This is a genomic window from Kaistia dalseonensis (assembly GCF_030814715.1).
Lineage (GTDB): Bacteria > Pseudomonadota > Alphaproteobacteria > Rhizobiales > Kaistiaceae > Kaistia > Kaistia dalseonensis.
Genome location: NZ_JAUSVO010000004.1, coordinates 419,615 through 437,207, shown reverse-complemented (window position 1 = coordinate 437,207; position 17,593 = coordinate 419,615). Strand labels below are relative to the sequence as shown.

At 63.0% G+C, this 17,593-nt stretch carries 16 protein-coding genes and 1 tRNA gene; 6 read left to right on the top strand and 11 right to left on the bottom strand.

Features of this window, described 5'->3' with window-relative positions; all coding sequences use genetic code 11:
- Positions 1 to 129: 129 nt before the first annotated feature.
- Complete coding sequence (locus tag QO014_RS15835; protein WP_266349687.1) at positions 130 to 1,644, top strand: IS3 family transposase; 1,515 nt, start codon at positions 130 to 132, stop codon at positions 1,642 to 1,644.
- 660 nt (positions 1,645 to 2,304) lie between these two features.
- Positions 2,305 to 3,540: a tyrosine-type recombinase/integrase gene (locus QO014_RS15830; protein WP_266349686.1), complete on the top strand. Its 1,236-nt coding sequence runs from the start codon at positions 2,305 to 2,307 to the stop codon at positions 3,538 to 3,540.
- On the opposite strand, the gene qatD is transcribed toward QO014_RS15830, so the two are convergent.
- From qatD to QO014_RS15810, 4 genes are all read right to left on the bottom strand, one after another.
- A complete protein-coding gene (gene qatD / locus QO014_RS15825; protein ID WP_266349685.1) occupies positions 3,524 to 4,291 on the bottom strand; it encodes a Qat anti-phage system TatD family nuclease QatD in 768 nt (255 codons plus the stop codon). The genes QO014_RS15830 and qatD overlap by 17 nt on opposite strands.
- Positions 4,288 to 5,409 carry a Qat anti-phage system QueC-like protein QatC gene (gene qatC / locus QO014_RS15820; RefSeq protein ID WP_266349684.1) on the bottom strand — a complete coding sequence of 374 codons (1,122 nt, stop codon included), beginning with the start codon at positions 5,407 to 5,409 and terminating at the stop codon, positions 4,288 to 4,290. Before qatC ends, qatD begins: the two co-directional genes overlap by 4 nt.
- Positions 5,410 to 5,559: 150 nt before the next feature.
- A complete protein-coding gene (locus QO014_RS15815) occupies positions 5,560 to 6,261 on the bottom strand; it encodes a Qat anti-phage system associated protein QatB (RefSeq protein WP_266349683.1) in 702 nt (233 codons plus the stop codon).
- A gap of 161 nt (positions 6,262 to 6,422) precedes the next feature.
- Complete coding sequence (locus QO014_RS15810) at positions 6,423 to 8,219, bottom strand: KAP family P-loop NTPase fold protein (RefSeq protein WP_266349682.1); 1,797 nt, start codon at positions 8,217 to 8,219, stop codon at positions 6,423 to 6,425.
- 470 nt (positions 8,220 to 8,689) lie between these two features.
- On the opposite strand from QO014_RS15810, the gene QO014_RS15805 reads away from it, so the two are divergent.
- Positions 8,690 to 8,986: a hypothetical protein gene (locus QO014_RS15805; protein ID WP_266349681.1), complete on the top strand. Its 297-nt coding sequence runs from the start codon at positions 8,690 to 8,692 to the stop codon at positions 8,984 to 8,986.
- On the opposite strand, the gene QO014_RS15800 is transcribed toward QO014_RS15805, so the two are convergent.
- Both QO014_RS15800 and QO014_RS15795 read right to left on the bottom strand, forming a co-directional pair.
- Positions 8,983 to 9,210, bottom strand: coding sequence for a hypothetical protein (locus tag QO014_RS15800; protein ID WP_266349680.1), 228 nt, complete (start codon positions 9,208 to 9,210; stop codon positions 8,983 to 8,985). The two genes, QO014_RS15805 and QO014_RS15800, sit on opposite strands and share 4 nt — an antisense overlap.
- On the bottom strand, positions 9,207 to 9,485 hold the full coding sequence (locus QO014_RS15795; RefSeq protein WP_266349679.1) for a hypothetical protein: 279 nt from the start codon (positions 9,483 to 9,485) through the stop codon (positions 9,207 to 9,209). The genes QO014_RS15800 and QO014_RS15795 overlap by 4 nt, the downstream gene beginning before the upstream one ends.
- Positions 9,486 to 9,701: 216 nt before the next feature.
- Between QO014_RS15795 and QO014_RS15790 the strand changes: the two genes are divergently transcribed.
- Positions 9,702 to 10,280: a hypothetical protein gene (locus QO014_RS15790; RefSeq protein WP_266349678.1), complete on the top strand. Its 579-nt coding sequence runs from the start codon at positions 9,702 to 9,704 to the stop codon at positions 10,278 to 10,280.
- Between the two features lie 894 nt (positions 10,281 to 11,174).
- Here the strand turns inward: QO014_RS15790 and QO014_RS15785 are convergent.
- The 3 genes from QO014_RS15785 to QO014_RS15775 form a co-directional block, all read right to left on the bottom strand.
- Positions 11,175 to 12,110, bottom strand: coding sequence for an AAA family ATPase (locus tag QO014_RS15785; protein ID WP_266349677.1), 936 nt, complete (start codon positions 12,108 to 12,110; stop codon positions 11,175 to 11,177).
- Positions 12,110 to 12,385, bottom strand: coding sequence for a hypothetical protein (locus tag QO014_RS15780; RefSeq protein ID WP_266349676.1), 276 nt, complete (start codon positions 12,383 to 12,385; stop codon positions 12,110 to 12,112). Before QO014_RS15780 ends, QO014_RS15785 begins: the two co-directional genes overlap by 1 nt.
- Before the next feature lie 486 nt (positions 12,386 to 12,871).
- Positions 12,872 to 12,961 (bottom strand) — tRNA-Ser (locus QO014_RS15775).
- A gap of 334 nt (positions 12,962 to 13,295) precedes the next feature.
- Between QO014_RS15775 and QO014_RS15770 the strand changes: the two genes are divergently transcribed.
- Positions 13,296 to 13,844: a L,D-transpeptidase gene (locus QO014_RS15770; protein ID WP_266349675.1), complete on the top strand. Its 549-nt coding sequence runs from the start codon at positions 13,296 to 13,298 to the stop codon at positions 13,842 to 13,844.
- A gap of 79 nt (positions 13,845 to 13,923) precedes the next feature.
- On the opposite strand, the gene QO014_RS15765 is transcribed toward QO014_RS15770, so the two are convergent.
- A complete protein-coding gene (locus QO014_RS15765) occupies positions 13,924 to 14,589 on the bottom strand; it encodes a Crp/Fnr family transcriptional regulator (protein WP_266349674.1) in 666 nt (221 codons plus the stop codon).
- A gap of 140 nt (positions 14,590 to 14,729) precedes the next feature.
- Between QO014_RS15765 and QO014_RS15760 the strand changes: the two genes are divergently transcribed.
- Positions 14,730 to 16,829, top strand: a complete 2,100-nt coding sequence (locus QO014_RS15760; protein WP_266349673.1) for an ice-binding family protein — start codon at positions 14,730 to 14,732, stop codon at positions 16,827 to 16,829.
- Between the two features lie 82 nt (positions 16,830 to 16,911).
- Here the strand turns inward: QO014_RS15760 and QO014_RS15755 are convergent, their stop codons facing one another.
- Complete coding sequence (locus QO014_RS15755; RefSeq protein ID WP_266349672.1) at positions 16,912 to 17,592, bottom strand: alpha/beta hydrolase; 681 nt, start codon at positions 17,590 to 17,592, stop codon at positions 16,912 to 16,914.
- Position 17,593 lies beyond the last annotated feature (1 nt).

The following is a 17,593-nucleotide window of genomic DNA, read 5'->3' as shown; positions in this document are numbered from 1 at the left end:
CGTCGGCAGGCAGGCCCTGGAGATCGAGTTTCTAAACCGGGCTCTGAAGCACGGACCGCGGCCTGGAAGCGCGACTACATCCGTCGTCACCGGCCCCGTGGCATCTCTGTCGCAGAAGGATGCCGGCTGATGGGGATCGCGCGCTCGACCTATTGCGATAAGCCGGCCGTCAGCCTCGACGACACCGCACTCGTCGAGACGATGGTCACCATCTGCGAGAGCTTCGAAGCCTATGGCTCTCGCCGGATGCAGGCAGCGCTGCGGCATCTCGGCCTGATTGTCAATCATAAGAAGATCAGGCGACTGATGCGCGAGCACAGCCTCCAGCCTCGACGGCGTCGGCGCTACATCGCCACCACCGATGGCGATCACGAGTTGCCGATCTTCCCGAACCTGGCGCGGGATATGGTCCCGGGCGGGCCGAACCCGCTCTGGGTGACCGACATCACCTATGTCGCGATCACCGCCGGCTTCGTCTACGTCATGCTGTCGAACCGGCTCTATCGCGGCGAGATCGTCCACAAGGATGTCTCGCATCCGGGTCAGCACGATGCCATCGTCGACGAAGCTCTGTTCAATGACGTTCAGCAGATCCTGGCGACCAATCGGGTCGACCGCGAGCGCGGCGTCAATGCCGACGAACCGTCGCTGCTCGCTGGCCTGCTGTTCGACGCCGATGGCAACCGGATGACGCCGACCCACGCCAGCAAGAAGGGTGTGCGCTATCGCTACTATGTCTCGAAGACGCTGATCACGCCGCGGCAGATAAGCACCCGTCGACACAAGGATGCGGACTTCAACGGTACAGCCGCGCCGATCGCCAAAGACCGGAACAGCTTGCGCCTGCCCGCTGGCGACATTGAGCGGCTCGTGCTTGATCGGATGGTTCAACTCCTGGCCACACCCGCTGAGGTCCTCGCGATCTCCGCGTCCGATCTCGATCCCAACCTCCATCCGGACTCTAATCTCGATGCAGTCGGACAGAGCGCACTGCTGGAGGCAGCGCAGCGGAACGCTTCGGCCCTCGTAGCGGCCGATGCAGTCGCGCAGCGCGGCTTTCTGCTCGCCGCCTTGCAACGGGTCGACGTGCATCGGGATCGGGTTGAGATCCGGATCGATCGGACCGGATTGCTGCAGCGCGTGCGCGATGACGATCAGCCCAGTCGCGTTGGAGCCTTGGACGAAGATCACCCAGTGCGCGACGATGGCGTTATCGGAACGAGCCACCCAGACGAGCCCGCTTTGGCCCCTCACTCCAGCGAGCGCGGCGCGCGCGACATCATCTTGCTGACGGTCCACGTCGCCTTCAGGCGATCTGGCTTCGAACTGCGTCTCGTAGTGCCGGGCAAAGAAACAGGAGCCCGGCCTGATCACAGTCTCGTTCGCCTTGTCGCTCGTGCGCATCAGATGCGGGATCGTCTCGTTGCCGATCCCGATCGAACCATCACCCAATTGGCGGAGCAGGAGCGGCTAACCGCGTCCTATTTGACCCGCTTGCTGCGACTGGCCTTCGTGGCGCCTGATATCGTCACCGCCATCCTCGATGGCCGACAGCCCGTCGAACTCACGGCCAACAAGATCATGGCCGATACGCGGCTTTCGATCGACTGGTCGGGACAGCGTCAGGCGCTCGGGTTCGAGTAGCGGTCTCCCGGACTGCTTAGCGACACGAACACCGACCCCGACTGCATCGCATTGGACATCCTTGCCGCCAGCCGGTCAGGCCATCGCTTCCAGGCAAATCGATGCATCGCCTCCCGCCTTGGCCTACCGCGGGCGTCGCAGCTTGCCTGCTGCTCACGCGAATCCAGCGACGCTGCCGACTGCGATCAGAAACCGACGAGCTATCGGTTCCACGGTCGTCGTAGAAGTTGTCTCTTCTTCGCCACTCATGACCACCGGCCGGCACGCAGGCTACGAAACGCCGAGTCCCGGTCCGACCGAGCTTCGGTACTGCCGAAAGGCGGCAGGGAGACGCGGGAGAGAAAGTGGCCCGGATTCGGCCGGAAAAACGTCTCCTGAAACCACGACAGCGATGAGGCAGCCGCAAGCCGCGGAAATGACCAGCGAAATCGCGGCGTCAAAAGATAAAAATAATAACTAAATCAATGGGTTAGTTGATGGCGGAGAGGGGGTCCGCTGAACTGCCTGTTTTCCGGTGTGCGCTGACGTGCCTGATCGCCGCTAGCAACCTACTGACGCAACGGTTCTTTCTGGATCGCTTGTGTTCGGCCGTCCTTGACCGTCCGCTCCAATCCACCGTATCGGTTAGGACAAGTTCTAGGACAAGAATGGTTAGGACAAATGGCCCGGACGCTCCATCGCCTCTCATCCCTGACCGTGAAGTCGGTCAAGACCCCCGGCCGCTACAGTGATGGCGGCGGCCTGTATCTCCGGGTCGCCGAGGGCGGTTCGAAGCAGTGGGTGTTCCTGACCCGTGCCGGCGGCAAGCAGCGCGAGGCCGGTCTCGGGAGCGTCAATACCGTTTCCCTTTCGAAGGCGAGAGAGATTGCAGCGAAATTCCGAAACGACGTTTTTGAAGGTCGCGATCCGATCGCCGAGCGCAATGCCGAGCGGAACAAGCTCAAGGCAATCCCGACCTTCGGCGAGATGGCCACGGAGGTGCTCGATAGCCTCAAGGCGGGGTTCCGGAACGAGAAGCATATTGCTCAGTGGGAAATGACGTTGAAGGAATACGCGGCGCCGATCCGCGACCTTGCCGTAAATGCCGTCACCACCGAGGACGTGCTGCGCGTCTTGAAGCCGATCTGGATCGAGAAGCGGGAGACCGCGAGCCGGCTGCGTGGCCGGATCGAGAAGGTTCTCGACGCCGCCACGGCTAAGGGGCTCCGGCACGATGCGAACCCGGCGCGCTGGAAGGGGCACCTCGATGTTCTCCTGCCGAAGGAGAAGAAGGCGACGCGCGGGCACCACGCTGCCATGCCCTTCGCCGAGCTTCCCGGCTTCATGGAGCGGCTTCGCGCGGTTCCGGGCACTTCGGCGCGGGCGCTGGAGTTCACGGTCCTGACCGCCGCGAGGACCGGCGAAACGCTGGGTGCGGCATGGGGAGAGATCGACCTCGACGAGAAGGTCTGGACCGTGCCCGGCGATAGAATGAAGGCGGGCCGCGAGCATCGCGTCCCGCTTCCCGATCGCGCCGTGGCCATCCTGAAGGAGCTTCTGCCGGAAAGCGGAAAGCCGAACCCGACCGCCTTGGTGTTCCCGAGCGGCCGGACGGGGAAGGTGTTGTCGAACATGTCGATGACGATGGTGGTGCGGCGGTTGAAGATCGAGCCGGAGCCGACCGTGCACGGCTTCCGATCCAGCTTCCGAGACTGGTGCGGCGAGGCGACCGCCTTCCCGCGCGAGGTCGCCGAGGCGGCGCTCGCGCATACCGTTGGCGACAAAGTGGAAGCCGCCTATCGGCGCGGCGATGCGCTGGAGAAACGCCGGAAGCTGATGACCGCCTGGGCGGGCTACTTGGAAGGCAAGTCCGCAAAGGGCGGCGACAACGTTCGACCGATCAGGTCGGCCTCCTAGCGCCAGCAGGTGGCAGCGCTTGGGCGATATCGGACAGCGCCTTTAGGTTGGTGCGCATTCGGCTAGCGACGCTCTGATCATCCTCACCCCAGATGGATGCAAGCATCGGCACAATGCTCCAGGCGTCCCAAGGCCGAGCTGGTTGACCTTCGAACGAGCAGAATGGCCCATCCGTTTCGGGGAGTACGCGATCGCGAGGCATGGCAGCTACCGCGGAACGGCCACGTTCGCTTGCGAGCATAGAAGGCCCGACCGAGAACCAGCAGTCCATTTCGGACGCTCTAGCCACCTGCTTTCCGGTGCCAACATACCAATGCAGAACACTGCAGCCAGCGGTAGGCTCGGCAGAGAGGGCATCCAACACGGCGCCGGTCGCGCCGCGACTGTGGATCGACAGAACCTTGCCGCCGGCACGCGCGCACATCCGAAGGATGTCTGCGAAGATGCTCCGTTGCGCATCAAAGGTCGCCTTGTGGTCCCTCGAACCATCAAGTCCGACTTCGCCCACGTATCGGGTTAGCGGAAGAAGCCGTTCGAAAAGCGGCAGCTCACGTGATCGCGACGCGGCGATTTCTGGGTGGAGGCCAAGTGCGGTTCTGATCCTACTGTCCGACGCAGCGAGTGCCGCGGTGCCAGTGAAAGCACTGGGCACCGTGGTCACGGACAGAACGTAGACGCGTCGCTCGACGCACTCAGCGACCAATGCCGTCGGGTCGGGGTACAGATCAAGGTGGCAGTGAAGATCGATCATGGCCACGCTATACCAGCAAAGAAGCTTCGAAGCTCCTCGGTCCCGCGACGGACCACATCGACATATCGTGATCGCAGGGTGGGATCGCTAGGCAGTGGACCAGCCTGCGACACCCATCGGTCGATATCTCGCTCAGCCAGAGTTGCAGCAGCGAAGCGCGCCGAAGCCACGTCTTCGTTCGCCGCGTGCTGCGACAGATCGTCGGCCCAGTAGTTTGTTCCGTCAGCGACCCGTGCCGCGTCAAACGATGCCCGTCGGATCAGACATGGCACGCATCGACCGCATTGCTTGTTCAGCCTCTTGCCCTTACCGCAGGAATAGGAGGTCGCGGCAAGTCGTTCAATGACGCGGTCTCGGCATTGAGCAAGCATCTCGCCTTTGGTTTTGAACCCATATGGGTTGTCTAGGCGGACGCCGAGGCCGACGCCATCAAATACTGCTTGAAGCGAACTCACGAAATGGGGGTGTGTTGTTCGCGTGCTTAGGCTTCCGATATGCCGATGTGTCAGCGGTGCGTTGATCGATATCAGGCCGTTTTCCGGAACAACGAGGTCGGCTGGGGCATCGATCGAGCCGATGGATGATGCCGCGACCGCCCCATACCCGAAGAACAGCATCGACCGTGCCCGCGACGATGGCTCATAGGGCGGGCGCCACTTCTCAGCGGCTCTTCCCGCGAAATGATGTTCAAGCATTCCGATCTCACCGGCCAGGATGTCCTGAACCGATCCCTCTTTCGGCGACGCTTGGCTGACCAAAAGCGGCCGACGGCCTTCTGCGCGGAGATCGATTGCACCGATTAGGCTATCCAGACCGCCTGAAAAGAGGCAAGCGCAGTCGCGATCTGAGGGCCGAGCTTGAAAGGTTGGAGGGAGACTGCCGCCGGTACGAAACCTCAGATACCAGATGTCGCTGGACAGAAAACGAAGAGCCTCCGCCAATGCGTCCGCTTGGGCGATCCACGGCTCGGGGTCCGACAGCTCGACTTCAAGCAGGATCATCCTCGTCCAGGCGTCGGGCGCCTCTCGCCTGACAACGAAGCGGTCGGCGGCATATACGGCGAGGGCGATCGTCAGGAAGTCCCATGCTATTGCCGATGGCGGGCGCGGGAGATGCATGGCGGCGGTTCGTAGGTTGGCCCCCAGACCGGCCAATTGGGGCCGGCCGCTATGGTATAGGGCGATGCCTACGTCGCCGCGTGCAAGCGCTGCCGTCGCACGTTCGGGGCTCGACGTGGCCAAAACTCGGATCGGCGTCCGTGTTAACATTTAGCGATCTTCCCATCTGGCGATTTCCTCAAGTGCCTCTCGCACTGACCGGGAGATCAGCGTCGACATCCGCTGTCCGTTGAGCACCGCCCCGGCAGCGGCTAGTATCGGCGCTCCGACCAAGCTCACTACCTCCCTCACCAGCGAGCGGATTTCCGCTTCGCGCTTCGCCGCGGCGACCGGCCCCACTGAGGCTAAAGAACGCCCTGCATCACCGGCGACTTGTACGAAAACCAACTCGGCGACAAACGCCAAGGTCGCGACCTGCACCGCGTTGGCATCCAGAGCGGCCGGGTCGAATATGTCGGCCGTCCCAAGTGCCTGCGCTAGCGCCTCTTCCATCGCCAGCCTGGCAGCGACCTCGTCCAAGATGCCGGGTGGCATGAAGGCATCTAGGATAGCGCCGATCGCAGCTTCGACGGGCTGACCAGCCAGCGTACGGATGTCGAGGGCGCCGCCTTCTGGGGGTTGTCCGGCGCCCGCCCTAGCGACCCCAGCAAGGGCTGCACCGCCGGTTCGTGCAGCCCGTTCCACACGCCGGGTACCCGCTGCGCCCCCGCCCATTGATTTATTGACCCAGCGGCTCAGAGCCGTTCGCGCGTCGCTGATCTCGCCCGAATTTGCAAAGCGACTGAGGGCGATCCGGAAACCTCGATAGCGCTGTGGTTCGGCGATCTCTCCTGCATCGTCGTCATCGTCCACGACTTCATCCGCAGGCAGTCCGGCGTCTGCCTCCTCTTCAGGTAGGGGGTCTTCGGGGAGAGGATCGGGCAATGGTGTCGGAGGAGCCGGGTCCTGATCTGCCCACGGCGGGATCAATGGTGAGGCGGGCGGCGCGTCTGGTTTCGGACGAGAGGTTCCCATCATGCGCCCCCGATCAGTCCAATCTTTCGAAGCAGGTAGAGAACGCCCTTGTTCATCTCATCGGTCTGCAAGCCTCCGACGAATGCCTTCAGTTCTGATTTCGCCTCCGGCGAATTCTCGGCGATCAAAGCAGCGCCATGGATGCCCGGCACGGCTGCTGACCAATCCGCGTCACGCATTCCATCGATCAGGCCAGACATAACTGCGCGTCGATCGGTAGCGTTGAGGCTCTTTATGATTTCCTTGCCGACCGGCGAATTGACGTTGTCGACCTTCAATAGGGCAGCGATCGCTTCTCGCGCGGCATGGCTCAGGTCCGAACGTCCCAATGCTGGCGCCATCACGTCGCGGCTCAAAAAGACCGCCGGACGAAGCTTCTCGGCGCTGTCGAACAGTGGTGGTAGCTCTCGCCATTGTTCTATGAAGTCCGCGTATGGTGCCCAATCGGTCGGTAGATCAATAGCCTTGCCTTTGACCTCGGGCGCTTTTCCCCTGACCCTTGCCTGCGGCAGCAGCAGTTTCTCCGCATCCTTGCTGTCCATGATGAGATGGAAGAGCGCCAACGTCGCAGGACCGTCTGTGCAGCGCTCAAAGATTGCGAGTTTGGCCAGCGTCGCTAAGTCGATGTTCATCTTGCGATTTGCGGCCAGCGTCTGCCGCAGGGATACGGCGTTCAGCAGCCGCTTCACGATGCGCGGGTTGCCCTGTATCTTTGGAGCAGAGGCCAGCAATGGAGCCAGCCTGTCGGCTATTCCCAAGTTGTCGAGCAAACCCTGTGGTTCACCGGCAAGCTTAGCAATCTCCTCCTTGTTGAAATTGTCACCTCTCCATCCGCTTTGTAACGCGCCGAGCAGGCGCTCCTTGACTGCAACTATATTATCGGGGGCAGTGAGGCTGACGAATAGAGAGTACATATATGCACGAATGTCTTGTACGCCGACTTGCGGGACGCGCATTGGAACTTGTATGACCTTGTCGAGATAGTCCCGAACGTGGGATGCATTCGGATCATTGAAATGCTTCGCAACTGAATGTCGGATCATATCTTCGTCGGCTGCGATAACGAACGCGGTTCGCGGCATGAAGAGAAAAAGTCGAATGGCTTCCAAAGTTCCTATCGCAACGTCCGGGAGACATCGATCGAGATTGTCGATAAAAACGATCAGCGTCGTGTTAAGCCCTTCGAGAAGCTCTCCGAATTCGCTCCTAAAGGCAGCTATTTCTTTCGGTGGTGTACGTTTTTCGGCTGGCCTAACAAGTTCCGAGAGACTTCTTGTCACATCGGCAGCGTCACCTTTCAGCTCTTTGTATTGAGCGTCAGTGACGCTTCCGGCAAAAATGGATGAGACCGCCGATCCAGCTCGCGTGAGGAGACCGGGAGGAATTCCAAGAGCAATGCCTAGTCCGAAATCGGCTATCATGCCTAGGCCACGGAAATAATTGACGCGCCCAGCGAACTCTTTGGCCTTATCGATTAACGTCTTCTTTTCTTCGGCAACCTGCAATAAATGTGATGCAACAACCTCCATAAGAGCTGCGCGCGCGTCATCGAAACCCTGGTACATCCACGCGTCAAATTTCACCACTATTGGCACGGGGGCTTCTGGATTGTCGGCCGATATTTGGGCCAAGCGACCCTCGACCAGTTTCAAGACAGTCGACTTGCCTGTTCCCCAAGTTCCGAACACGCCTATCGAGATTGGCAACAACGAGTTATTCGTTGCCAATGCTGCGATTTGATCCGCAATCTCTGTGAAATTGAGAAAGTCGTGATCGCTCTCGCTGTCACGCCACATTGCCCTCTCCCCCTTGGTAACCTAGGCGTTGTAGCACAAGCTTAGCGCGCAAAAACCCCAGATAGTAAGTATTCGTCGCCCGGATCGAGGCGTGCAGAGGCAAGGCTTCCGTTGGAGCGACCCTCCGTGGAGCAGCACTAGAGACGGACGTGTCCGTCGAGGGCGCGTGATCGCGGGTCACGGCAACCCTTCTTCCGCCGCTGCGCTGCGGCGCCGAGGGGTTACGCTGCCATTCGGACTGTCGTTTACGGGGCGTAGGCGGGCATTCGTCTCGGCCGGCGTATATCCACGCCGAAAATCGCGGATCGCCGCCTACGGGCGGCCTAGCCGGCGGAAACAGGCCCTACAATCGAAACGACGCAATCTCCAACGCTCGGCAGCGAAGAAACAACCGCCGACGCCGAAGATACAACTTCGGGATCGAGCAGGCCCCCGTGTAGAATTCGAGCATCGCACGAATGGAGGCCCAGATGCTGGTACGGGAGATCGCGAAGGAACTAGACGCGGCGACGGCGGCCTATGCCGCCGCGCTCGACAGCGGCGACGACGATGGGGATGTGCTGGTGACGCTGGAGCGCGCGGCGGCTAAGGAGGCGGCGGCCTTGGCGCTGCTCGCCGAAGCCAAGGCCGAGAACGTCGAAGAGATCGCCATCAAGATGCGGGTCTACGGCGGAATGCGGATCAGCCAGAATTGGGAAGGCCTGTGCGCCCAACTCCTCATCAGTGCTGGACGGGACGCGGAAGCCTTGGCGCGGCGCGCCAGCTAGTCGGTGTGTGCGGTTTCGAGGAAAGCGGCGACCTCGGGGCTGATCTCCTCGCCTTCGAGAGCGGCAACGGCATCCGCGACGACGAGCAACGCAAAATCCGGCAGCGAAATCCCGGCTCGGATCGCAGCTCCAACATCGATCGGGATGCCGAGCGAAGCAAAGGCGGCTCCGATCTTCGCAATCGCCGCCGCCTCCCGCCGCACGATCGCACCGGGTTCGATCACTCCGCCTCGCTCTTCTCGGCCGCCGCCGGTTCGTCCTTCAGCAACTCAAATTTCACGACACGGCGCGGCTCGCTCTGCCGCGCGGTCTCGTCCCGCTGAGCGTCGAGCTTGGCGAGACGGTCGATAACCGACGAAGGGCTGTCGAACCAGTCGGAGCCTGACCAGAACGGCACGCCGCCGCCGAGCAGCGGCGGCAGCACGATCGAGGCGAGACGATCCGGCACGGTGCCGGGGATGCCCTCGATGTGCTCGATGCGACGGAACCGGCGGCGCACGAAATTCAGCGTCCGGATGTGCGTCTCGGTTAACGGCCGACCCCCTCGGCTTGGGTCATACGGCGCGGCGCTTGTCCACGATGTCTGCCGCGTGCCGCGCGAGGGGTCGTGGGCAACGACTTCGATGCTCGCCTGCTGGTCCTCGGGTGCAGGTTCAGTAGACCCCTCCGGGCACCACAATTTCACGACGCGATCGGAGACGGCGCGGGGCGAGCGATGCCCGCCAAGGCGGGCGACATCCTCGACTGCGGCGAGAGCCGGCAGGCCTTCCGGCAGTTCGGCATTCACGGCTTCAACACGGGCGTCGGCTTCCGCAGCGATCCGGATGAGCGAGACGATTTCCTGCGCCGCTGCCGGATACCGCTTGGTGATCTCGGCGGCAGCTTCGTCGCGGGCGCGCTGGGCGGCTTCGAACTGCTTCAACCGCTTTGCCTGTTCGTCCTTCTCGCGACGTTCCGCGAGCCTGCGTTCGATCTCCTGCGCTGCGATCTTCGCGTCATCCAGATCGCCAGATGCCACAGCAAGATCAGCGCGGAACCGCGTCCTGCTTTCCTCTCCCGAAAGAACGGCTTCGGCCCGGCGGCCTTCAAGTTCCTTGACCGCTGCTTCGCACGCCGCGACATGGATACGGGCCGCTTCCGCGAGCTTGGCGAGTTCAGCCACCGACGCCGGCTTCTTCGCGGCCGGCGAGAAGGTCTGCTGGATACGATCAAACAAAGAGACCATCGGCTTCCAATCGAGTTCGGGGGATGTGGTGTGAAGGCGGCAGCGAGCCGCCGCCCTCGTTCTCAATGACCGTGAAGACGTGCCCGTCAACCATTCGAGGCCAGTACAGATTAACACAGTACCCCCGCGCCACAAAATAGGAGACTGCGGTTCTACTTCGGTCGTTCCTGCACATTCGTATCGGTATACTCACGTTCAATTCGCTAGACCGGACTTTCCGGTCCGCGCCGCTGGATGAATACAATCAAAGCGTAAATCGCAATTCGTGACATTCAGGTTTTTCCCGGACTGATCCGCAGCGCGGCACACCCGCCCCCCTGTGACGGGACCCACGCACGGGGGGTAGGGGGGTGGCACCGGCTGCGGCAGGGCTGTAGGGCGGGCTACGGCGCCACGAGAGCACTGGCGCGGCCTCGGGCAGGGCGGGGTAGCCATCGAAAGCGGCAGGCCTTTAAGCCTGCCTTTCGCGATCCTAGACGGGTCGGGTTCTGAAGGGGACGGCGTGCCCGCTCCGGGCGATGGTCAAGGCTGGACCGGACGGCGGGGGCCAGCGGTCGCGGCGCGGCGCGAGACGAGCGGGGGGCTTGGCGGGGGTCGGTCCGGGTCGGCGCCTTTGGCGGCGCCGCCTTGCCGGTACCTTCCGTAATGCGGACGGCTCCGCGAGAAGATCGCTGTCCGATTGGACGGCTTATGCTGGCTCGCCGGACGTTTTCGGAGATAAGCCGGACGAAGCTGTCGGTGGTTCGGACATCTTCTGCGGGGCTGCCCCGCGGCGGGGCGTCCGGCCGCGCCTTGAAGCGCGGCCGAGCGCCTGCGTTCTACGTCCTACCCTCTACCCCCCGGTCACCTTGGGTACTTCGTTCCCCTTCTCCCCACACTCTCATGCCTTCAGAGAGAGGGAGGGGGAGAGAATAGGGAACGAGGGGAACGAAGTGACCGGGGTAGAGCGGTGAGCGACCCGGACTAGTGCAGTCCGGGATCGGGCTGATCGGCGAGCCAGTACGTCCCGCGCGCCATCTTCACGAGATCGCCGGCCGCGACCATCTTCGGCATCATCTTTTTGACAGAACCAGCCGAAAGCCGCGCCGCATCAGCGACCTCCTTCGGACCGGTGGGCGCCCCGATCTGCCGCAGCGCCGCGAGGATCGCCGTGCGCTCGACCGAGCGCGTCGCCTCTGCGGCGTCGCCGACCAAGCGCCAAGAACCGGCGCGCGGATCGAAGGACAACATGACCTCGAATTCTTCGAGGTCGCGTCCCCGGCCGTACAGCGTCGTACCGGTCGGGCCACGGTCCATGATGATGACCGTGTCCGAAGCGCCCGCGAGGCCAGTCGTTCCGGAGATCGCGTCGAACGGATCGGCGGCCTGTTCCTTGCGGGTATGATGACAAACGATGATGGCGATGCCGGCGTCGTCGGCGATCTTCTTCAGCGGGCCGATGGCGGCATAGTCGTCATCGTAGGCGCGCTTGCTGTCGCTCTTGGGCCGGACTTGGCCGAGCACATCAACGATAACGAGGCGCGGGCGATCGGCTGTTTTCACCCACTCGGTGATCGCCTGCTCGCACCCTTCGCCGATACGGGGGCATTTCGTTGTCATGTGCATCGTCTCGGGCGGCGGCGACGAGCCGAGCATCGTTTTCAGCCGAGCCTTGAGCCGACGCTCGTTGTCTTCCAGAGCCAAGACTAGAACCGAACCGGGCTCCGTCACTTCCCCGAACAACACGCCTCCCTGCGCGACGGCGCGCGCGATGTTCAGCAGGAGCCAGGACTTGCCGATCTTCGGCTTGCCGGCGAGAAGTGTCAGGCCGATCGGGATGAAGCGAGGCACGACAAAGCTGACCGGATCGAAATCCCGATCGAGCAGTTCGGAGACAGTGAAGGTGGAGAGCTTCGCCATCACGACGCCCTCCCTTCGAACAGCGCGGCGCGTGCGGCGATACGGCCCGCATAGATCGGGCCGACCTGCCGGAGACCTGCGTCGGTCACGAGGAAGGCGAGCGACCTTCCCGTTTCGGCGCTGACAATCCGGCCGACGAAGCCGGTGTCGTCCCGGACATCGACAACACCTTGACGATGGCGGCGCGGAGCGCCACCTTCGAAGCGTTCACAGTCATTGGAATTCTGCGCGGCGCCGGGGGACCAGACCCGGCGCCGTTCGCTGTTCACGATCATGCTGGGGGCTACCTCGACCGCTGACCGCCGAGCCTGATGTCGGCGGCGGGCCTCGACGCGATGAACCTCTCGCGTTCGGACTGCATGACACGGACAGCCCTGCCGAATTTTTTCGCCTGAAGTTCGCCTGCTGCGATCTGCGTATAAATGTACGAGCGCGATCCAACGAAGTACTCGCTGGCGGGCTCGGTCAATTGCTTAAGGGTGAGCGGCCGATCCGGCATTTGAAATCGCCTTAGTTCGGGCGATCACACTGCACGCGGCCGATGTGATCGCCCCGGTTGAAATACGGGGTTTGATGATCTTCCATCGGCCGGCCAAAGCTCGGTTTCAATTAGGTAGGTTCGCGGAACCCGACGCGCAAGAGCGACCGCGAACAACGCTAAACAACCGCGCTAGGAGGCAATCAGGTTAGGATATCCGTTAGGACAACGTATAGAGTGACCCGAAAGTCTCTAACGATTTCCGTATCTTGGGCGATTAAATTGGCGGAGAGGGGGAGATTCGAACTCCCGATACCCTTGCGAGTATGCCGCATTTCGAGTGCGGTGCAATCGACCACTCTGCCACCTCTCCGAACCCTTTGGAGACGCTCACAATTCCGGCAACGGGCTTTGGTCGAAGCCGCGCTTTGGCACCGGATTGCTCTTGAACGCCTCTGGGCAGGCGCTTCTCTAGCGCCAATCACCGGGGCTCGTCAACGCGAGATGCGGCATGCGCCCGCTTTCGGGGCGAGAGATGTGAATAAACGCCACGCGGGCCCGGCGTGCCCGTGCCGAAGACGTGCCACGGGCTCTTTCCCGCCCTTGTAACGGGGCGCGATCAGGCGCTCTATCGATCGAGGCTCGTGATCGGCTTTCAGCGAGCAGAGAAAAGGCGGCGGACCATGCAACATGCCAGCGCGCGGGCAATGCCAGGGGCATTCCCGGGCCGGTCGATCGTCGCGGGCCGCGCGCGGCGCCTCGCCCTCGTGGCGGCGTTCGCTTGGCTTGCGGGCCTTGCGACAGGCGGCGCGGAGGCCGCCGATCTCGTCGCCTTCCAGGCGGCCAGCGCGGCGCCGGGAACCATCATCGTGCGGACCGCCGAACGGCGTCTCTATCTCGTACTGACCAAGGGACAGGCCCTGCGCTACAAGGTCGGCGTCGGGCGCGCCGGTCGGCAATGGGCCGGCACGTCGACGATCGACGGCAAATATATCCGACCGAACTGGGCGCCGCCCGATGAGATCAAGCGCGATCGCCCCGGCATTCCCGACGTGATCCCGAGCGGATCACCGCAGAACCCGATGGGCGCGGCGGCCATGACGCTGTCCGGCGGCAGCTATGCGATCCATGGCACGAATGCGCCCAAATCGATCGGCGGCTTCGTCTCCTATGGCTGCATCCGCATGTATAATGACGATATTCTCGATCTGTTCGATCGCGTGGCGCTCGGCAGCACCGTGATCGTGACGCCCTGAAGCGCCGCCGCCAACCTGGGTGATGCGCATGGCCGCGCGCCCGGCCGGGCAAACCCGGCCGTCGCAACCCGCCGCCCGTTCAATTCGGAATATCGTCGACGCGGGACTGGTTGCAGAGCACCGCCGTCAGCAGCGAAGGATGCACCTCGACGGTGCCGTCATAGCTGATGAAGCCGAGCCGGCGGAACTTGTTCATGAAGAAGCTGACGCGCGAGCGCGTCGTGCCGATCATCTCGGCCAGCGTCTCCTGGCTGATCCGGGCAAGGACCGGTTCGGGCGGGGTGTCCCTGCCGTAATTGGCGAGCAGCAGCAGCGCCCGCGCCAGGCGCCGTTCGCTGGAATTGAACAGCTGGTCGACCAGATCTTCCTCGATGCGGATCGATCGGCCGAGCAGATGCGCGACGAACCGGTCGGAGAAGACAGGCTCGTCATGCAACGCACGGGCAAAGATCGATTTCTCCACGCGCGTGATGCAGCATTCCGTGATGGCGATGACCGTCGCCGTGCGCGTCAGCTGCGCACCGAGGCAGGCCTCGCCAAGGAAATCGCCCTCGCCAAGAATCGCGACCACGGCCGCCTTCCCCTGGGCGGACAGCACAGAAACCTTGATCCGACCGCTCTGGACGTAGAAAATCGCTTCGGCCTGATCACCCTGCGAGTAAACTTGTTGGTTTATCACGTATTTGTCGGCGCTTCCTCCCCCAGAATCTCCAGAGAGGAACTCAGAAAGCGCGAAATCCAACATATGTTCTTTTACCACAATACCTCCATAAAATGCGCCAATACCCGATTTTTTAGCGGTCGAATAAAATATAATGAGCGATTTTGCTCAGATAGTCCAACTTATTATTGCTAGCCTCGATCGATGATAATTATGAGGTGGCAATGAAATTCCCCGGCGCGCCCAAGATTGCTTCAGTCATTGCGTTCCCATTCGCACTGACGATCGGAACCTGTTCGAGCGCCAGCGCGGAAGATCTTCGCTCTTTTGCCATCCTGGCCGGATCGACCGTCACCAATACAGGCACGAGCATTATCAACGGTAATATCGGGGTGAGCCCGGGAACGGCCATTGTCGGGTTTCCGCCGGGCATCGTCACCGCGCCCTATGTCATCCACGCCAATGACGGCGTCGCGGTGCAGGCGCAGATCGATCTCGTGGCTGCCTATAACGACCTGCAGGGCCGCCCAACCACGATCGACCTGACCGGCAAGGACCTGGCCGGCCTCGTGCTCGGCCCGGGCGTCTATTCGTTCAATACGTCGGCGCAATTGACGGGAACGCTGACGCTCGACGCCAAGGGCAATCCGAACGCCGTCTTCATCGTCAATATCGGCTCGACGCTGATCACCAGCAGCGGTGCCGCGGTCGCTCTCGTCAACGGCGCGCAGGGCGGCAATGTCTATTTCGTCTCGGGAAGCTCGGCGACGCTCGGCACCGATACCGCCTTCGCCGGCGAAATCCTGGCGCTGACGAGCATCACGCTCAATACCAATGCCAGCATCAATTGCGGTGCCGCGCTGGCGCGGAACGGCGCGGTCACGCTGGACAGCAACACGATCTCGGTCTGCACCGCGCAGACAACGCCCTTCGGCACCGTACTGACGGCGCCGCCGACCGATGGCGGCACCACCACGCCACCCACGACAGGCGGCGATAACGGCACGCCGACCACCGGGGGCGGAACCACCACGCCCACGACAGGCGGCGGAAGCACAACGCCTACGCCGACGCCCGTGCCGACCAACGCCCTCGCTGTCGCACAGGGCCTCGATACCTATATCGCGGCCGGCGGCGCCACGCCGCTCCTCTTCAATCTGCTGCCGGCGGAGGCACTGAAGACCGAATTCTCCGAGCTTTCCGGTGAGATCTCGACAGCAGTCGCGCCGGCCGGCAACCAGGCGATGAACGGCTTTCTGCTCGGCGTCTTCAACCGGCTGAACGACGACCAGCTCTTCAACACGCCCCCGAGCAACGCTCCCCTCCCCGCCAACACCAATCGGCCGGGCGGCATGACTGTCAAGGCGCTCGGCTATGGCGCGGATGATCCGCGCCCGGCCCAGGTCGCCTCAACCATGTCGGCGGTCGACAATGGCTCGACGAAGACGATGCCGGTGCTGCGCCCGCTCAGCATCTGGGCCGCCGCCTATGGCGACACCAGCGAGACCAATGGCGACTATACGATCGGCACCCATGACCGCTCGGTTTCCACCGTGGGCATTGTCGGCGGTCTGGACTATCAGGTGACGCCGAACAGCCTAGTCGGCTTCGCGCTCGGCGCTGGCGGCACGAATTTCGACCTCGCCGACAATTATGGCAGTGGCAGCAGCGACATCGCGCAGGTCTCGATCTATGGCCGGACCGATTTCAACGCAGCCTATGTCGCGGCGGCGCTCGCGACATCGTGGAACTCGGTTTCGACGGAGCGCTCGCTCAGCATTGGCGGCGATCGGTTCACCGCCGATTTCGACGCCTATGACGTGGCCGGTCAGATCGAGACCGGATATCGCTTCGCGATGCCGGCCATCAAGGGCCTGCCGGGAGATGGCTGGCTGACGCCCTATGCGGCCTTGCAGGTGCAGGCCTTCTACGCGCCGTCCTACAGCGAGACCGCGGCGAACCCTGCCTCGCTCTTCGCGCTCGATTATGACGCGCAGACCACGACGACGACCTATACCGAGCTCGGTGCCCGCATCGGCAGGACTTTTTTGATCGACCAGGATTCGCTGCTGACGCTGCGCGGGCGGCTCGCATGGGCGCATGACAACTGGTCGAACGATACGGTGGCGACCAACTTCCTGTCGCTGCCGGGCGTCGGCTTCACCGTTGTGGGCGCGACGCCGGTCGCGGATTCGCTGCTCGTCACCCTCGGCGCCGACGTCCAGCTCGCGGGCGGCTTCTCGTTCGGTGCTTCGCTCGATGGCAAGCTCGCCAGCGAAGCGCAGACCTACGCCGGCACGGGACGCCTGAGCTACAACTGGTAGGCGGCGGACGGCTTCTCGCACCCTCCTCCAAGCCTTCGGCCGGCTCGAGATGAGCCGGCCGAAGCTATTTGTGCCGATGGTTTCAGTCCTTGGCGCCGGCCGGCTTTCCGAGGCCGGAGAGCAGGGTGCGGATCAGCGCGACCTCGTCATCGTTCACGCCATGGCCCGAGCCGCGATAGATGCGCTTGGTCACATGCGCGCCGCTCGTCTCGAAGCGCTCGGCCGTCGCCTCGACGCGGGCGAGCGGAATATGGGCGTCGAGCTCGGAGCAGCCGAGGATGACGGGCGTGCCGGCGATCTCAGGCGAACCGGCCCACATTTCGCTATCCGCGCCGATCAGCCCACCGCTCAGGCCCACCACGCCGCCATAGCGGCGCGGCCGCCGGGCGGCGCTTTCGAGCGCCAGGCAGGCGCCCTGCGAAAAGCCCAGCAGCACGACATTCTCCGGCGCGATGCCCGAGGCGACGACATCGTCGACCAGGTTGCGCACCACGCCGAGCGCGCCCGAAAGCCAGGGCTGGTTGCGCTCCGTCGGCTCCATGAAGCGCTGGGGATACCAGACGTGGCCGGCCGCCTGCGGCGCAAGATAGGCGATGTCGGACTGGCCGAAATAATCGGAGAGCGACAGGATATCATCGGCCGAGGCGCCGCGGCCGTGAAGCATCACGACCGCACCGCGGGCCTTGTCCAGCGACGCACCGCCCTGCCAGACACGTTGTCCGGCATGGGGCGCGTCGCCCCTCGTCTTTTCAATGGCCATCATC